Below are 17,157 nucleotides of genomic sequence, written 5' to 3'. Positions count from 1 at the left end.
TCGCGGGTGCGGAAACTGGTCTAAAGACCACCCGCGCGCGAGGGATCGCGCTTCCGGCGCTACAAGCTGTAGCGCATGGCCCGAGGGACGCGCGACCAGCGCGCCCTTTTTTTGTGCCCAGATTCCAGTCCGCGAGAGCTGATGCCCAAAAGAACCGACATCTCCACCATCCTGATCATCGGCGCCGGTCCCATCGTGATCGGCCAGGCCTGCGAATTCGACTATTCCGGCACGCAGGCGGTGAAGACGTTGAAGGAAGAGGGCTACCGGATCGTCCTGGTCAATTCCAATCCGGCGACCATCATGACCGACCCGGAGCTGGCGGACGCCACCTATATCGAGCCGATCACGCCCGAAATCGTCGCCAAGATCATCAAAAAGGAACGCCACGTCATATCAGGCGGCTTTGCGCTGCTGCCGACCATGGGCGGCCAGACCGCGCTGAACTGCGCGCTGAGCCTGCGCCGCGAGGGCACGCTGGAAAAATTCAACGTCGAGATGATCGGCGCGACCGCCGACGCCATCGACAAGGCCGAGGACCGGCAGCTGTTCCGCGAGGCCATGACCAAGATCGGGCTGGAAACGCCGAAGTCGCGGCTGGCGAACGCGTCGGCCCTGAAGAAGTCATTTCGCGACAAGCACCACGCCGAGCGCGCGAAGCTGTCCGGTGCTGCGCTGGAGGAGCTCGATCGGCAGTGGACGCTCGGCGAGAGCGACCGCCGCAAACGCTATCAGGAATATGCACTCGGCCAGGCCTTGATGGCGCTGTCGGAGATCGGCCTGCCCGCGATCATCCGCCCCTCCTTCACGATGGGTGGCACCGGCGGCGGCATCGCCTACAACAAGGAAGAATTCCTCGACATCATCGAGCGCGGCCTCGACGCCTCGCCGACCAACGAAGTGCTGATCGAAGAATCCGTGCTCGGCTGGAAAGAGTTCGAGATGGAGGTGGTGCGCGACAAGAAGGACAATTGCATCATCGTCTGCTCGATCGAGAACCTCGATCCGATGGGCGTGCACACCGGCGATTCCATCACGGTGGCGCCGGCGCTGACCCTGACCGACAAGGAATACCAGATCATGCGCGACGCCTCGCTGGCGGTGCTGCGCGAGATCGGCGTCGAGACCGGCGGCTCCAACGTGCAGTTCGGCGTCAATCCGGAAGACGGCCGGATGGTGGTGATCGAGATGAACCCGCGGGTCTCTCGTTCTTCGGCACTGGCCTCGAAGGCCACCGGCTTCCCTATCGCCAAGGTCGCCGCCAAGCTCGCGATCGGCTACACGCTGGACGAGATCGCCAACGACATTACCGGCGGCGCCACGCCGGCCTCGTTCGAGCCGACGATCGACTACGTCGTCACCAAGGTGCCGCGCTTCGCGTTCGAGAAATTCCCCGGCGCCTCGACCACGCTGACGACCTCTATGAAGTCGGTCGGCGAGGTGATGGCGATCGGCCGCACCTTCCAGGAGAGCCTGCAGAAGGCGCTGCGCGGGCTCGAGACCGGGCTGACCGGCCTCGACGAGATCGACATCGAAGGGCTCGGCCGCGGCGACGACAAGAACGCGATCCGCGCCGCGCTCGGCACGCCGACGCCGAACCGCCTGTTGCAGGTCGCGCAGGCGATGCGGCTCGGCTGGACCAACGAGGAGATCTTCAACTCCTGCAAGATCGATCCCTGGTTCCTCGCCGAACTGCGCGGCATCGTCGAGATGGAGGACAAGGTCCGCAACAACGGCCTGCCGCAGAACGCGTTCGGGATGCGGACGCTGAAGGCGATGGGCTTCTCCGATGCCCGGCTCGCCGTGCTCGCCAATGCCACCGAGGCCGAGATCACCGCGAAACGTCACGCACTCGATGTGCGGCCGGTGTACAAGCGGATCGATACCTGCGCGGCGGAATTCGCTTCGCCCACGGCCTACATGTATTCGAGCTATGAAGCGCCGTTCGCCGGCAGTTTCGCCGACGAAAGCGACCCGTCCGACCGCAAAAAGGTGATCATCCTCGGCGGCGGACCGAACCGCATCGGCCAGGGCATCGAATTCGACTATTGCTGCTGCCACGCCTGCTTCGCGCTCGCCGATGCCGGCTACGAGACCATCATGGTCAACTGCAATCCGGAGACGGTGTCGACCGACTACGACACCGCCGACCGGCTGTATTTCGAACCGCTCACCGCCGAGGACGTGCTGGAGATCATCGCGACCGAGCGCAAGAACGGCACGCTGCATGGCGTGATCGTGCAGTTCGGCGGCCAGACGCCGCTGAAGCTCGCGCGCGCGCTGGAAGCCGCCGAAGTGCCGATCCTCGGCACCTCGCCCGACGCGATCGACCTCGCCGAGGACCGCGACCGCTTCAAGCGCGTGCTCGACAAGCTCCGCCTCAAGCAGCCGAAGAACGGCATCGCCTATTCGGTCGAGCAGGCCCGCTTGGTGGCCGGCGACCTCGGCCTGCCGCTGGTGGTGCGCCCGTCCTACGTGCTCGGCGGCCGCGCGATGCAGATCATCCGCGAGGAGAACCAGCTCAACGATTACCTGCTCGGCACGCTGCCTGAGCTGGTGCCCGCCGACGTCAAGGCGCGCTACCCGAACGACAAGACCGGGCAGATCAACACCGTGCTCGGCAAGAACCCGCTGCTGTTCGACCGCTATCTGTCCGACGCGACCGAGATCGACGTCGACTGCCTCTCCGACGGCAAGGATACCTTCATCGTCGGCATCATGGAGCACATCGAGGAAGCCGGCATCCACTCCGGCGACAGTGCCTGCTCGCTGCCGCCGCATTCGCTCGACCAGAGCATGATCGAAGAGCTGGAGCGGCAGACCCGCGAGCTGGCGCTCGGTCTCGACGTGGTCGGCCTGATGAACGTGCAATACGCCATCAAGGACGGCGACATCTACGTGCTCGAAGTCAACCCGCGCGCCTCGCGTACGGTGCCGTTCGTCGCCAAGGTGGTCGGGACGCCGGTCGCCAAGATCGCGGCACGGATCATGGCCGGCGAGAAGCTCGCCGATTTCAAGCTGAAGAAGAAGAAGCTCGGCCATGTCGGCGTGAAGGAATCGGTATTCCCGTTCGCGCGCTTCCCCGGCGTTGACACCGTGCTCGGCCCGGAGATGCGCTCCACCGGCGAGGTGATGGGCCTCGACCGTTCATTCGAAGTCGCGTTCGCCAAGAGCCAGCTCGGCGGCGGCACGCGGGTGCCGCGCCAGGGCACGGTGTTCGTCTCGGTGCGCGGTGACGACAAGATGCGGATCGCGGACGCGGTGCGGCTCTTGCACTCGCTCGACTTCAAGGTGATGGCGACCTCAGGCACGCAGCGCTATCTCAGCGACCATGGCGTGCCGACGGAAAAGGTAAACAAGGTGCTGGAGGGTCGTCCGCATATCGTCGACGCCATCACCAATGGCGACGTCCAGCTGGTCTTCAATACCACCGAAGGCCCGCAGGCGCTGGCCGACAGCCGCTCGCTGCGGCGGGCTGCCCTCTTGCATAAAGTGCCGTATTACACCACTCTTTCCGGTGCGGTGGCGGCCGCACAGGGGATCCGCGCCTACCGGGACGGGGACCTTGAGGTCCGCACGCTTCAGAGTTACTTTTCCGAGAGCTGACCGCTGCCTGGGCCAAAATCCCGAAACGGTCGGCAATTAGCCGAATGGCTGGAACTCACCGCGCGATTGGATGTTGTCACGGCCCTTAACGGGGCCGAAAATCACTGGGCTTCCGGGCACTCTTCAGGCCCTGATTCCTGCGTTAGCTGAACCAAATGCTCGTGCACGCCGAGGCGTGCACGATTGAAGGACGAAGATGATGGATAAGGTTCCGATGACTGCGGGTGGATACGCCGCGCTGACGAACGAGCTGAAGAAGCGGCAGTCGGAGGATCGTCCGCGCATCATCGAACATATCGCGGAGGCGCGCTCGCACGGCGACCTCTCCGAGAATGCCGAGTATCACGCCGCCAAGGAAGAGCAGTCGCACAATGAGGGCCGCATCGCCGAGCTCGAGGACAAGCTCGCGCGCGCCGACATCATCGACATCTCGAAACTCTCCGGCGACACCATCAAGTTCGGCGCCACTGTGACGCTGGTCGACGAGGACACCGAGAAGAAGACGGTGTGGCAACTGGTCGGCGAGGTCGAGGCCGACGCCAAGAAAGGCCGCATCTCGATCACCTCGCCGCTCGCGCGCGCGTTGATCGGCAAGACCAAGGGCGCCACCGTCGAGGTGATGGCGCCGGGCGGCGCCAAGGCCTACGAGATCACCAAGGTCGAGTGGCGCTAGTTACCTCGATGTGACTGATGCAGAAAAGCCGCGTCTCGCACGCGGTTTTTTTGTGCCCGCAGTTTTCCCCTCGCCTGACAGCAATGTGAGTGGAGAGGCGCTGCGGCCCATACTATGGGGAGACATCAATATGATTATGCATCATAACCATATTGGGCCGGGACCGCGACAGCACACTGTCGCGTTCTCTCGCCGCTTCTACCAAAGTGCACCGAGGAATGATTCCGGACGCAAGGTGTTGACATCACACGCTGGTGGCGAACACCGTGCATCCGGCGTCATGCCGCGTTCCACATGTCAAACAGGGGGTAAATGACAATGGACCAGACGTTCTCGAAATTCCAGCCGGTGGCGCTCAGCCTGTTGCGGTTCATCACCGGACTGCTGCTGTTTCAGTTCGGCGTCGCCAAGCTGCTCAAATTCCCGGCCGGCACAATGTTCGACAAAGTCGAATTGTTCTCGTTGGTCGGAACGGCCGGCGCGCTTGAATTGGTCCTCGGCGCGCTGCTGATGATCGGCCTGTGTTCGCGGATCGTGGCCTTCGTCCTGTCGGGAGAAATGGCTTTCGCTTATTTCCTCTACCACTTCCCCAAGGGCTTTTATCCGCTGCTCAACGGCGGCACTCTGGCGATCGCGTTCTGCTTCACCTGTCTCTATCTCGCGACCTCGGGCCCCGGCCCCTACAGCGTCGACGAGATGATGCGGAAGAAATAGCGCTCGGTATTCCACCTCCCCTTGAAAAGGGGAGGTCGCTTTGCTCGGCAGAGCAAAGCGGGTGGGGCTCTCTCTCAACACGGGCGCGCTCGCCCGCGGCATACCCCCCACCCCGCCCTCTCCCTTTCAGGGGGAGGGAGAAGATGTCAGCCCGCGGCCTTCAGCCCCAGCGGCACCGCCGCCTCGTATTTCGAATTGTGCAGCACCAGCGACGTCCTGACGTTGCGGACATGCGGCGCCGCGGTCAGGTGGGTGACGAAATCCTGGAACGTCGCCATGTCGGGGGCGACGCATTTGAGGATGAAGTCGACCTCGCCCGACAGCATCCAGCATTCCCGCACCAGCGGCTCGGCGCGAACGAAATTCTCGAAGGCACGCAGGTCGGCGTCGGCCTGGCTCGACAGATGCACCGCTGCGAACACCGTGACGTCGAAGCCGAGACGGCGCGGGTCGAGCAGGCCGCGGTAGCCCTGGATGTAGCCTTCCTCCTCCAGCGCCCTCACCCTGCGCAGGCAGGGCGGCGGCGAGATGCCGACACGTTTGGCCAGTTCCACATTGGTGATTCGGCCATCGGCCTGGATCTCGGCGAGGATTTTGAGGTCGATCTCGTCAAGGTTCTTCGACACGCGACTGGGGTTCCCTAAAGCTTTGCAAGGCTCGGCAGACCTGCCGGCAACTCTCATAGCGCACACCGCCGCCATTGCGCAATTTTATTGCGCGTGCAGCGCAAGATTTCGCGAATGTGACTTCAGTTCCGGGGAAAAATCGCGGTCATGGATTGCAATTCTTGCATAGCTCGCCAGATATCCTAGACTTGGATTTGACACTTTTGGCGCCGGCGCGACGCGTTTCCGGGCGCTTCCCGCACAAGTCCTCATCAAAGTCCCCAAACGAGAGGGATCAGCTAATGCCTGCGCCTGTCCATGCCAAGATCGTCATTATCGGGTCCGGCCCTGCCGGCTACACCGCAGCGATCTACGCGGCGCGCGCAATGCTCGAGCCGGTGCTGATCCAGGGCATTCAGCCGGGCGGCCAGCTCACCATCACCACCGACGTGGAAAACTACCCGGGCTTCGCCGACGTGATCCAGGGTCCTTGGCTGATGGAGCAGATGGAGAAGCAGGCGACCCATGTCGGCACCAAGATCGTCACCGACCTCGTCAGCAAGCTCGACCTCTCGCAGCGGCCGTTCCGCCTGACCTGCGATTCCGGCGACGTCTACCTCGCCGAGACCGTGGTGCTCGCCACCGGCGCCCAGGCGCGCTGGCTCGGCATCCCCTCGGAAGCCAAGTTCCAGGGCGGCGGCGTATCGGCCTGCGCGACCTGCGATGGCTTCTTCTATCGCAACAAGGAGGTCGTGGTGGTCGGCGGGGGCAATACCGCGGTCGAGGAAGCGCTGTACCTCACCAACCATGCCTCGCAGGTCACCATCGTGCATCGCCGCGATCACTTCCGTGCCGAGCGCATCCTGCAGGAGCGGCTGTTCAAGCATCCCAAGATCAAGGTGGTCTGGGATGCGACCGTTGACGAGATCTGCGGCACCGAGAACCCGAACAAGGTCACCCATGTCCGCCTCAAGAACGTCAAGACCGGCGCGCTGACGGAGCTCAAGACCGACGGCGTGTTCGTCGCGATCGGCCACGCGCCGGCGACGGAGCTCGTCAAAGGCCAGATCAAACTGAAACCGTCGGGCTATGTCGAGGTGGCGCCGAATTCGACCGCGACCTCGGTGCCCGGCCTGTTCGCTGCCGGCGACGTGGCGGATGAAACCTTTCGCCAGGCGGTCACCGCCGCCGGCCTCGGCTGCATGGCGGCGCTCGAGGCGGAACGCTTCCTGGCACTTCGCGCGAGCGATCGCGCAGCGGCGGAATAACCATGGCACGATCTCGCGACGGATTTACGGATATGGATTGGGACAAGCTGAAGGTGTTTCACGCAGCAGCGGAAGCGGGCAGCTTCACGCATGCCGGCGAGCAGCTTGGACTTTCGCAATCGGCGGTCTCCCGCCAGGTCTCGGCGCTGGAGCAGGAGCTCTCGGTCTCGCTGTTCCACCGCCACGCCCGCGGCCTGATCCTCACCGAGCAGGGCGACCTCTTGTTCCGCACCGCGCATGACGTGTTCATGCAGCTGCAAGCGGCGCGCGCCAAGCTCACCGACAGCCGCGAGCGCCCGAGCGGCGATCTCAAGATCACGACGCCGCCGGCGCTCGGCATCAACTGGCTGATCCCGCGGCTCGACGAGTTCGTTGCGCTCTATCCGGACATCAGGATCTCGCTGATCGTCACCGACGAGGATCTCGATCTGTCGATGCGCGAGGCCGACGTCGCGATCCGAACCCGCAAGCCGACCCAGCCCGACCTGATCCAGCGCAAGCTGTTCTCGATCGGCTTCCACGCCTATTGCTCGCCGGAATACGTCAAGCGCTTCGGCACGCCGCGGACGCTCGACGATCTCGACTCGCACCGCATCATCATGCTGGGCGACGCCCAGGTGCCCCCGCATCTGCAGAACCGCAGCTGGCTGATCGACGCCGGCCGCAACGGCTCCGGGCCGCGCGAACCCTACTTCAAGGTCAACAACATCCTGGGGTTGGTGCGCGCCTGCCAGCAGGGCCTCGGCATCGCCGCGCTGCCGGATTATCTGGTCGAGCAGAACAACCTCGTGCAGCTGTTCGGCGAGTCCGACTCGATCGCGCTCGACACCTACTTCGTCTATCCGGAAGAGCTGAAGACGGTGGCACGGGTGCAGGTGTTCCGCGACTTCGTGGTCAGCAAGGCGCAGCGCTGGCCGTCCTGATTAGCGGCCCTTATACGGCTTCGTTATACGGAGCCTGCGCTGCGCAGGAAGCCCTCACGTCTCGGCACCCGTGGTCTCGGCACGGGTGGTCTCGACACCCACCCCAAGGTCCCCCAAGACTCCGCATGTCTGACATGCGACCTGGATGGTTGCCGCATGGCGTCGATGGGGATCATAGTGCTCATACGCTGAGCGTTCGCGTCGCGCATATGTCCCCCTCCTCCAGTGGCGCGGAAGTTCAGTAATCCCTCTTGGAAGGTGATTGTGTCGGCCTCACGTGGCCAATACCTTAAGCCGGGCTCTATTGAGCCCGGCTTTTTTTCATTTCGGCGTCATGTCCGGGCGACGATAACGCGACACAACGTCCGCGGGTTGTGGTTCAAGCGAGCATTGACAACAACCGCGCGGCGCAGCATCATTGTCCGATGATCACGACTTCGTGCGCCGTTCTGTCGTCGAAAAAAGCTCCCCTCCCGGGGACACGAGATCGCGCGCGATAAGATCACCTTCGCATTCAACCGATCCCGAAACCCCGCCGCCTGGACGGGGTTTTTTATTGGTCCCGTCTCCGGCTTGCCTTCCCAAGGAGATGGAACATGACCGACCTACACCAGCAATTGCAGGGCCTCTGGCTGCCCTTGATCACGCCGTTTCGCGACGGCGAGCTCGACGTCACCTCGCTGCGCCGTCTGGTGCGGCACTATGCCGGCGGCCCGATCGACGGCTTCATCCTCGGTGCAACCTCCGGTGAAGGCATGGCGCTCAGCATGGATGAGCTCGAAGGGCTGGTGAGCGTGGTGCTGGCCGAACTCGCTGCCAGCTCCCGCCAGTTGCCGGTCTGTCTCGGGCTTTCCGGCGCGAGCACCGCGCGGATGAAGGAGACGCTGGACGAGACATGCGATTGGCCGATCAGCGGCTATCTGATCGCGAGCCCCTACTACATCCGCCCGACGCAGCGCGGGCTGTTGCAGCACTTCAACGCGCTCGCCGATCACGCGGCGTTGCCGATCGTGCTTTACAACATTCCCTACCGCACGGCGGTGAACCTGACCAACGAGACGCTGCTGGCGCTCGCCGAACATCCGAACATCGTCGGCATGAAGGATTGCTGCGCCGACCGCGCGCAGTCGATCGATTTCCTGAACCGGCGGCCGGCCGGCTTTCGCGTACTGACCGGCGAGGATGCGCAGACCTTCGACGCGCTCTCCGACGGCGCCGACGGCGCGATCCTGCTGTCGGCGCATCTGGAGACCGACAGCTTCGCCTCGATCCGCACGCTGCTGAAGCAGGGCAATCGCGATGCGGCGCTGGCCGCATGGCGGAAGGTCGCGGGCCTCACCCGCCTGCTGTTCGCCGAGCCGAGCCCCGCGCCGGCCAAGCACTGGCTGTGGCGGCAGGGGTTGATCGACAGCGCGGAGGTGCGGCTGCCGATGGTCGACGTGAGCGCGGATCTGGCGAGCTGGCTCGATGCCGAAATGGAGCGGCGGGCCTCTGTGCTGCAGCCGGCCTAATCCCGTAGCCTGGATGGCGGGCAGCGCCGGATTTCGCTGCGCTTCATCCGGGCGACGCACTCTGCTCTCTCCGTCCGTGCGGGGAGTGGGAGAAAACTTCAGTCCAGCTTCACTCTGGACAGCCGCAGCGCGTTCCCGATGACGCTGACCGAGGACAGCGCCATCGCGGCGGCGCCAACCATCGGGGACAGCAGGAGGCCGAACAACGGATAGAGCACGCCCGCCGCGATCGGAACGCCGGCAGCGTTGTAGACGAAGGCGAACGCCAGGTTCTGGCGGATGTTGCGCATCGTCGCGACAGACAATCGGCGTGCGCGGACCAGTCCCATCAGGTCGCCGGTCAGCAGGGTGATGCCGGCGCTCTCGATCGCGACATCCGTGCCGCCGCCCATCGCGATGCCGACGTCGGCGGCCGCCAGCGCCGGCGCGTCGTTGATGCCGTCGCCGGCCATCGCGACGATGCGGCCCTCGCCGCGCAGCCGCTGCACGACCTCGCTCTTGCGCTCCGGCAGCACGCCGGCCTCGACCTCGTCGATGCCGAGCACATTTGCCACGGCACGCGCGGTGGTCTCGTTGTCGCCGGTCAGCATCACGATGCGCAGGCCGGCGGCACGCAACTCGCGTAGCGCGCTCTGCGCCGACGCCTTGACCGGATCGGCGATCGCGATCACGCCGGCGATGCGGCCATCGACCGCGACATAGATCGCGGTGGCGCCATCGCGGCGCGCGGCCTCCGCCGCCTGATCCAGAGCCGCGGTTGCGACCTTCAACTCCGCCATCAGCACGGCATTGCCGAGCGCGATCTGCCGTCCTCCGACCGAGCCGGTCGCGCCCTTGCCGGAGGGCGACGCGAAATCGCTGACGGCGACGGCTGCGAGCTTGCGCTCCTTTGCTGCGGCCAGGATCGCCTGAGCCAGCGGATGCTCGCTGCCCTGCTCGACGCTGGCGGCAAGCCGCAGCAAGCCGCTCTCGTCAAAACCCTCGGCGGCAATGATGCGCGTGACCTTCGGCTTGCCTTCGGTCAGCGTGCCGGTTTTGTCGATGACGAGCGTATCGACCGCCTCCATCCGCTCCAGCGCCTGCGCGTCGCGGATCAGGACGCCGGCATGCGCGCCGCGGCCGACGCCGACCATGATCGACATCGGTGTCGCCAGCCCGAGCGCGCAGGGGCAGGCGATGATCAGCACCGTGACAGCGGCCACCAGCGCGAAGGTGAAACGCGGCTCAGGCCCGAAGCTCATCCACGCGACGAAGGCCAGCACTGCCGCGGCAATCACCGCCGGCACGAACCAGCCGGCGACGCGATCGGCCAGCCGCTGGATCGGCGCGCGCGAGCGCTGCGCCTTCGCCACCATGTCGACGATGCGCGATAGCATGGTATCGCGGCCAATCTTCTCGGCACGCATCACGAGGCCGCCGCTCTGGTTGACGGTGCCACCGATCACGGCGTCGCCTTCGCCTTTGGTAACCGGCATCGATTCACCGGTGACCATGCATTCGTCGATCACGGCGCGGCCTTCGACGACGACGCCATCGATCGGCACCTTCTCGCCAGGCCGGACGCGGAGCCGATCGCCGATCTTGATTGCGTCAATGTCGATGTCCTCATCGCCATGATCGGTAATGCGCCGTGCGATCTTGGGCGCAAGGCCGAGCAGCGCCCGGATCGCGCCCGACGTCTGCGCACGGGCCCGCAGCTCCAGCACCTGGCCGAGCAGCACCAGCACGGTGATCACGGCCGCCGCCTCGAAATACACCGCGACAGCGCCATGCATGTCGCGGAACGCAGCCGGGAAAAGCTGCGGTGCGAGCGTGGCCACCACGCTGTAGACGTAGGCAACGCCGGTGCCGATCGCGATCAGCGTGAACATGTTGAGATTGCGGGTGACCAGCGACTGCCAGCCCCGCACGAAGAACGGCGCGCCGGCCCACAGCACCACCGGCGTCGCCAACACGAACGAGATCCAGTTCGACCAGCCCTGCGGCACCAGGTGCATCAACCCGAGGTGACTGCCCATCTCCAGCACGAACACCGGTAGCGTCAGCGCCAGCGCGATCCAGAACCGCCTGGTCATGTCGATCATTTCAGGATCGGGGCCGTCGTCGAGCGAGATATGCTCGGGCTCCAGCGCCATACCGCAGATCGGGCAACTGCCAGGGCCGACCTGGCGCACCTCGGGATGCATCGGGCAGGTGTAGATCGTGCCGGCCGGCGCCGGCGGCTCCGGCTCGCGGGGTTTGAGAAACTTTTCGGGCTCGGCCTCGAAGCGTTCGCGGCAACGGCCGCTGCAGAACAGGTACTCCTCGTCCTGGTAGCTGAAGCGGTGCTTGGCGGTCGCCGGATTGACCTTCATGCCGCAAACCGGATCGATCGCGAACGCCGTCTCGGCCGGCTTGTCGCCGTGATCATGCTTGCCGCCGCAGCAGGAATGCGCGGCTGCGCCGTGATGGTCGTGATGACGCGCGTGCGAATGGTCGTGCTCGATTTGTGCCACGAGACTCTTCCTCGACCGGTATCCCGGCCTCTTGATTTGCATACCCTAGGGGGGTATATGACGCTTATGCGCGAAGAGATCAAGTCATCCTGCTTGAAACGGCTCAAACGGATCGAGGGTCAGATCCGCGGCCTCGCCGGCATGGTCGAGGAGGACCGTTACTGCATCGACGTGGTGACACAGATCGCCGCCGCGCGCGCGGCGCTGCGCCGTGTCGAGGAGGAGGTGCTACGCGACCATGTCGCACATTGCGTGGAGCACGCCATCTCGTCCGGCGACAAGGCCGACCAGCGGCGCAAGATCACCGAGCTGATGGACGTGATCGGCCGCGCGGATCGGTGAATTGCACACTCGATGTCGTCCCTGCGAAAGCAGGGACCCATAACCACAACAGGTGATTGTTGCGCGATGCTGTGGCTACAGCCCGCTCTAACAATGCAATCCTGTGGTTATGGGTCCCGGGTCGCGCTTTGCTTGCCCGGGACGACGTGGGAGAGAGAGATCGCCGCGAAATCGCGGTCAGGTATTGAACCTGAAATGCATCACGTCGCCATCGGCGACGACATAGTCCTTGCCTTCGAGCCGCAGCTTGCCGGCATCGCGCGCGCCGGCTTCGCCATTGCCTGCGATGTAATCGTCATAGGCGATGGTCTCGGCGCGAATGAAGCCCTTCTCGAAGTCGGTATGGATCACGCCGGCTGCGCCGGGTGCCCTGGTCCCCCGGTCGATGGTCCAGGCACGCGCTTCCTTCGGGCCGACGGTGAAATAGGTGATGAGATGGAGCAGCTCATAGCCGGCACGGATCAGGCGGTCGAGACCGGCTTCTTCGAGGCCAAGCGTATCGAGGAAATCGACCCGCTCCTCGCGCGACAGCGTCGCGATCTCGGACTCGATCTTGGCGGAGATCACGACGGCAACGGCCCCCTCCTTCCTGGCGTGCTCGAACACCGCCTTTGAGAAATCATTGCCGTCCTTGGCCGAACCTTCCTCGACATTGCAGACGTAAAGCACCGGCTTCGAGGTCAGGAGGCCGAGCATGCGGAACGCACGCTCCTCTTCCGGCTTGCGCTCCAGCGCGCGGGCCGGCTTGCCGTCGCGCAGCAGGACGAGGGCGCGGTTGACCAGCTCGAGCTGCTCCTTGGCGTCCTTGTCGTTGCCCTTGGCCTTCTTCGCGAGGTTGTCGACGCGCTTTTCCAGGCTATCGAGGTCGGCGAGCATCAGCTCGGTCTCGATGGTCTCGATATCGGCCAGTGGTGCGATCTTGCCTTCCACATGGGTGATGTCGGAATCCTCGAAGCAGCGCACCACATGCGCGACCGCATCGACCTCGCGGATGGTGGCGAGAAACTGGTTGCCGAGGCCTTCGCCCTTCGAGGCGCCGCGGACCAGGCCGGCGATGTCGACGAAGGTCAGACGGGTCGGAATGATCTGCGCGGACTTGGCGATCGCCGAAAGCTTGTCGAGCCGCGGATCGGGCACTGCAACCTCGCCGACATTCGGCTCGATGGTGCAGAACGGATAGTTTGCCGCTTGGGCTGCCGCCGTCTCGGTCAGCGCATTGAACAGCGTCGACTTGCCGACGTTAGGCAGCCCGACGATCCCGCATTTGAATCCCATAATCCATCCCGAATCCGTTGGAGACGCGCCGCGCGTCACGGCGCGCCGTTCTCATCCTTGTCGAAAAATCCCTTGGCCTGCATCGTCAGATGCACCTTGTTGGCAAACGACGCGTCCTGCGCCTTCGCCAGCAGGCCGGCATTGTCGGCGATGGCCTGGCACAGCGCCTCCACCCACGCCCGATCGCTCTTGGCGAAGTCCGAGAGCACGTGGCTGTGCACCAGTTCCTTGACGCCGGGATGACCGATGCCGAGCCGCACCCGGCGATACTCGTTGCCGATATGCGCCGAAATCGAGCGCAGTCCGTTATGGCCGGCAATGCCGCCGCCGATCTTGACCCGCACCTTGGCCGGCGGCAGCTCGAGCTCGTCCTGGAACACGGTGATGTCGGCGGGGGCGAGCTTGAAGAAGTTCTGCGCCTCCTGCACCGCGCGTCCGGACTCGTTCATGTAGGTGGCCGGTTTCAGCAGCACGACCTTCTCATGGTCGAGCACGCCCTCGGAGGTCTCGCCCTGAAAGCGACGGCGCCATGGTGCGAAACCATGACGCCGTGCAATCTCGTCGACCGCCAGGAAACCGATATTGTGCCGGTTGCTGGCGTATTTCGCGCCGGGATTACCGAGACCGACAAAGAGGCGCATGGCGCGGCATCCCGTGCCGGCGCGCCATCAAATGATCGCGCGCCGACCTGATCGATTACTTCTTCTTGTCGCCACCAGCGGGGGCCTTGGCAGCCGCGGCCGGAGCCGCAGCACCCGCAGCCGGCGCCGCCGCGGCCGGAGCCGCTGCACCAGCGGCCGGAGCGGCAGCACCGCCGGCAGCCGCCGCAGCCGCGGCCTTCTGCTCTTCGGCGTAGCCCGACGGCGGCACGATGGTGACCAGGGTGGCGTCCTCGCGGGTCAGCGACTTCACGCCCTTGGGTAGCTTGACGTCGCTCAGATGCAGCGAATAGCTGATCTCGAGCGCGCCGACATCGGCCTCGATGTATTGCGGAATGTTGTCGACCGCGCACTCGAGCTCGAGCGTGTGGGTCACGATGTTGACGGTGCCGCCGCGCTTGACGCCGGGCGAGGTTTCACCATTCACGATGTGCAGCGGCACGCTGACGCGGATGGTCGCGCCTTCGCCGAGCCGCATGAAGTCGACATGGATCGGAAAGTCCTTCACCGGATCGAGGTGGAAGTCGCGCGGAATCACGCGGTGCTTCTTGCCCTCGAGATCGATGTCGTAAATCGTGGTCAGGAACCGGCCCGCGAGGATACGCTGGCGCAGTTCGCGGTCGTCGACCGAGATGGTCACGGGGGGCTGGTTGTTGCCGTAGATCACTCCGGGAACTCTCCCGGCGCGACGCTCTGCCCGGGCGGCCCCCTTGCCGCTCTGCGGACGCGCGGTCGCCTTCAATTCCTTGACGGTCGCCATAACGTTAAGTCCTTGTATTTGAAAAGTTAAAGGCCGCAATGCGGCCCATGCTCAAGTCCACAGCAAGCCTCCAGGGGTGCGGGGGCCGCGGACGTGGCGGGCTTTTAGCCGCAAAGCGGCGAAATGACAAGGAAATGAAGGAAATTTTCTTGCGTGAGGGAGCAGCGATCCCAACTCGTCGGGCCCGGGCTTGACCCGGGCATCCATCAAGAAAAACGGCTCTTTTCGAAGCGGATTCATGGCCGGGTCAAGCCCGGCCATGACGAAGGCACCAAATCAGCCCGTCGTTCCCGCCGCTCCGCCGAGCTTGGCTTCCAACGCTGCGATCCTCGCCTTCAGCGCCTCGTTCTCCTCGCGCGCCAGGCGGGCCATATCCTTGACCGCATCGAATTCCTCGCGCTTGACCACGTCGAGGTCCCGCAGGATGCGTTCGGCCTGGCTGCGCATGACCGCATCGACTTCGCGCTTGACGCCCTGGGCGGCGCCCGCGGCATCGTTCATCAGACGGCCGATCTCGTCGAAAAACCGGTTGCTGGTCTGGGTCATCTCGCAAACTCTCCTCGCTGGCTCGCGCCACAGACAATGGCGATCCGTTCCATGACCTGCAAGTGCGGCGCGAATGGCAGGCCTCCCGCGGCTCTCCTTGTCATGCCCCGGTTTCCTTGCAATCGTATTGAACCCACAACAGAAATCGCAACCTTCAACGCGAGCAGAAACGCCATGATCGAGCACACGGTCGAGATCGAGACCAAGGACGGCAAGACCACCACCTTCATCACCCATCCCGAGCGCGGCGGACCGTTTCCGGTCGTGATCTTCTACATGGATGCACCGGCAATCCGCGAGGAGCTGCGTGACATGGCGCGACGGCTCGGCACCTCCGGCTATTACGTGATGCTGCCCAACATGTATTACCGCGCCGGCGTGATGGAGCTCGGCCCGCTCAATCCCGATCCGGAATCGCCGGAACGCAAGCGCATGTTCGCGCTGATGCATTCGCTCAACATCCCGCTGGTGATGGAGGACACCAAAAGCCTGCTCGCCTATGCCGAGACGCAGAAGGCCGCGAACACCGCGATCATCGGCACCGTCGGCTACTGCATGAGCGGCCGCTACGCGGTGAACGCGGCGACGCATTTCCCGGCACGCGTCAAGGCGGCCGCCTCGATCTACGGCACCCATCTGGCGACCGACCAACCCGACAGCCCGCATCTCGCCGCGCAAAAGACCAAGGCCGAACTTTATTTCGCCTGCGCCGAGACCGATATCTACGCGCCGGCGGAGATCATCGAGCAGGTGAGGGCCGGCATGAAGGGATCGAACAACGAGGTGGAGATCTACCCCGGCACCCATCACGGCTTTGCCTTCCCCAAGCGCCCGGTCTATGACCGCGACGCCGCCGAACGTCATTGGGAGCGGCTGCTCGCCCTCTATCGCCGCAACCTCGTGAGCTGAGCCTCAAGACGCACGATGCCATTCCTGCTGATCGACTTTCCGGTGTTCAACCCCGTCGCGGTCTCGCTCGGACCGATCGTGATCCGCTGGTATGCGCTGGCCTACATCGTCGGCATCGTGCTGGGCTGGATCTACGCCCGCTCACTGATCAAGAAGGAGCGGCTGTGGGGCGGCCCGGCGCCGATCACGCTGCCGCAGCTCGACGATTTCATCCTCTGGGTCACCATCGGCATCATCCTCGGCGGCCGCACCGGCTATGTGCTGTTCTACAACCTGCCGTTCTTCATCGCGCATCCCGCCGAGATCTTCGAATTGTGGAAGGGCGGCATGTCCTTCCACGGCGGCTTCCTCGGCTGCGTCGCAGCCGTGATGTTGTTTGCACGCCGCAACGACATCTCGATCCCCTCGCTCGGCGACATCACCACTGCGGTGGCGCCGATCGGGCTGCTGCTCGGCCGGATCGCTAATTTCATCAACAGCGAATTGTGGGGCCGCCCCGCCGACCCCAGCCTGCCCTGGGCCATGATCTTCCCGAATGGCGGGCCGCTGCCGCGCCATCCGAGCCAACTCTACGAGGCAGGCCTCGAGGGCATCCTGCTGTTTATCGTGCTGGCCATCATGATCCGGCTGGGGGCGCTGAAGCGGCCCGGCCTGATCCTCGGCAGCTTCATCACGCTTTACGGGTTTGCCCGAATCACCGGCGAGCTGTTCCGGGAGCCTGACCCCCAGCTCGGATTCCTGTGGGGCGGGTTAACCATGGGCATGTTGCTGTCTGTGCCAATGATCATTGCCGGCGCTATCATTATCCTGGCCTCCGTCCGCCGCAGGGCGGCGGGGCCGACGCAAAGTTCGATTTCAAGCTCGACCTAAG

At 64.5% G+C, this 17,157-nt stretch carries 15 protein-coding genes; 9 read left to right on the top strand and 6 right to left on the bottom strand.

What is annotated here, in order from left to right; all coding sequences use genetic code 11:
- Nucleotides 1-141: 141 nt before the first annotated feature.
- The 3 genes from carB (at nt 142) to IC762_RS06915 (ending at nt 4,993) form a co-directional block, all read left to right on the top strand.
- Complete coding sequence (gene carB / locus IC762_RS06925; protein WP_195787981.1) at nt 142-3,606, top strand: carbamoyl-phosphate synthase large subunit; 3,465 nt, start codon at nt 142-144, stop codon at nt 3,604-3,606.
- Nucleotides 3,607-3,805: 199 nt separating this feature from the next.
- On the top strand, nt 3,806-4,279 hold the full coding sequence (gene greA, locus IC762_RS06920; RefSeq protein WP_195787979.1) for a transcription elongation factor GreA: 474 nt from the start codon (nt 3,806-3,808) through the stop codon (nt 4,277-4,279).
- 318 nt (nt 4,280-4,597) lie between these two features.
- Nucleotides 4,598-4,993 (top strand): DoxX family protein, encoded by a 396-nt coding sequence (locus IC762_RS06915; RefSeq protein WP_195787978.1) that lies wholly within the window; start codon nt 4,598-4,600, stop codon nt 4,991-4,993.
- 146 nt (nt 4,994-5,139) lie between these two features.
- Here the strand turns inward: IC762_RS06915 and IC762_RS06910 are convergent, their stop codons facing one another.
- Nucleotides 5,140-5,619 carry an Lrp/AsnC family transcriptional regulator gene (locus IC762_RS06910; RefSeq protein WP_195787977.1) on the bottom strand — a complete coding sequence of 160 codons (480 nt, stop codon included), beginning with the start codon at nt 5,617-5,619 and terminating at the stop codon, nt 5,140-5,142.
- A gap of 281 nt (nt 5,620-5,900) precedes the next feature.
- Here IC762_RS06910 and trxB point away from each other — a divergent pair, with 281 nt between their 5' ends.
- The 3 genes from trxB to IC762_RS06895 all read left to right on the top strand — a co-directional run bounded on the left by trxB (nt 5,901) and on the right by IC762_RS06895 (nt 9,300).
- Nucleotides 5,901-6,866, top strand: a complete 966-nt coding sequence (gene trxB / locus IC762_RS06905; RefSeq protein WP_195787976.1) for a thioredoxin-disulfide reductase — start codon at nt 5,901-5,903, stop codon at nt 6,864-6,866.
- Nucleotides 6,867-6,868: 2 nt separating this feature from the next.
- A complete protein-coding gene (locus IC762_RS06900; RefSeq protein WP_195787975.1) occupies nt 6,869-7,789 on the top strand; it encodes a LysR family transcriptional regulator in 921 nt (306 codons plus the stop codon).
- Nucleotides 7,790-8,385: 596 nt separating this feature from the next.
- Complete coding sequence (locus IC762_RS06895) at nt 8,386-9,300, top strand: 4-hydroxy-tetrahydrodipicolinate synthase family protein (RefSeq protein WP_195787974.1); 915 nt, start codon at nt 8,386-8,388, stop codon at nt 9,298-9,300.
- A gap of 98 nt (nt 9,301-9,398) precedes the next feature.
- Here the strand turns inward: IC762_RS06895 and IC762_RS06890 are convergent, their stop codons facing one another.
- Nucleotides 9,399-11,837: a heavy metal translocating P-type ATPase gene (locus IC762_RS06890; RefSeq protein ID WP_433995878.1), complete on the bottom strand. Its 2,439-nt coding sequence runs from the start codon at nt 11,835-11,837 to the stop codon at nt 9,399-9,401.
- Nucleotides 11,838-11,861: 24 nt separating this feature from the next.
- On the opposite strand from IC762_RS06890, the gene IC762_RS06885 reads away from it, so the two are divergent.
- Nucleotides 11,862-12,137 carry a metal-sensitive transcriptional regulator gene (locus tag IC762_RS06885; RefSeq protein WP_195790024.1) on the top strand — a complete coding sequence of 92 codons (276 nt, stop codon included), beginning with the start codon at nt 11,862-11,864 and terminating at the stop codon, nt 12,135-12,137.
- 177 nt (nt 12,138-12,314) lie between these two features.
- Here the strand turns inward: IC762_RS06885 and ychF are convergent, their stop codons facing one another.
- The 4 genes from ychF to IC762_RS06865 all read right to left on the bottom strand — a co-directional run bounded on the left by ychF (nt 12,315) and on the right by IC762_RS06865 (nt 15,377).
- Nucleotides 12,315-13,412 carry a redox-regulated ATPase YchF gene (gene ychF / locus IC762_RS06880; RefSeq protein WP_195787972.1) on the bottom strand — a complete coding sequence of 366 codons (1,098 nt, stop codon included), beginning with the start codon at nt 13,410-13,412 and terminating at the stop codon, nt 12,315-12,317.
- Nucleotides 13,413-13,447: 35 nt separating this feature from the next.
- Nucleotides 13,448-14,053 carry an aminoacyl-tRNA hydrolase gene (pth, locus tag IC762_RS06875; RefSeq protein WP_195787971.1) on the bottom strand — a complete coding sequence of 202 codons (606 nt, stop codon included), beginning with the start codon at nt 14,051-14,053 and terminating at the stop codon, nt 13,448-13,450.
- A 55-nt stretch (nt 14,054-14,108) separates the two neighbouring features.
- A complete protein-coding gene (locus tag IC762_RS06870) occupies nt 14,109-14,831 on the bottom strand; it encodes a 50S ribosomal protein L25/general stress protein Ctc (RefSeq protein WP_195787969.1) in 723 nt (240 codons plus the stop codon).
- 276 nt (nt 14,832-15,107) lie between these two features.
- Entirely contained in the window at nt 15,108-15,377 is a 270-nt protein-coding gene (locus tag IC762_RS06865) for an accessory factor UbiK family protein (RefSeq protein WP_195787967.1), read from the bottom strand.
- A 174-nt stretch (nt 15,378-15,551) separates the two neighbouring features.
- Between IC762_RS06865 and IC762_RS06860 the strand changes: the two genes are divergently transcribed.
- Nucleotides 15,552-16,286, top strand: a complete 735-nt coding sequence (locus IC762_RS06860) for a dienelactone hydrolase family protein (RefSeq protein WP_195787965.1) — start codon at nt 15,552-15,554, stop codon at nt 16,284-16,286.
- Nucleotides 16,287-16,301: 15 nt separating this feature from the next.
- Complete coding sequence (lgt, locus tag IC762_RS06855; RefSeq protein ID WP_195787963.1) at nt 16,302-17,156, top strand: prolipoprotein diacylglyceryl transferase; 855 nt, start codon at nt 16,302-16,304, stop codon at nt 17,154-17,156.
- The last annotated feature ends 1 nt before the right edge of the window (nt 17,157 follow it).

The organism is Bradyrhizobium genosp. L (assembly GCF_015624485.1).
Lineage (GTDB): Bacteria > Pseudomonadota > Alphaproteobacteria > Rhizobiales > Xanthobacteraceae > Bradyrhizobium.
Note: the sequence above shows the minus strand (reverse complement) of the source record. Positions and strands in the feature narration are given on the sequence as shown.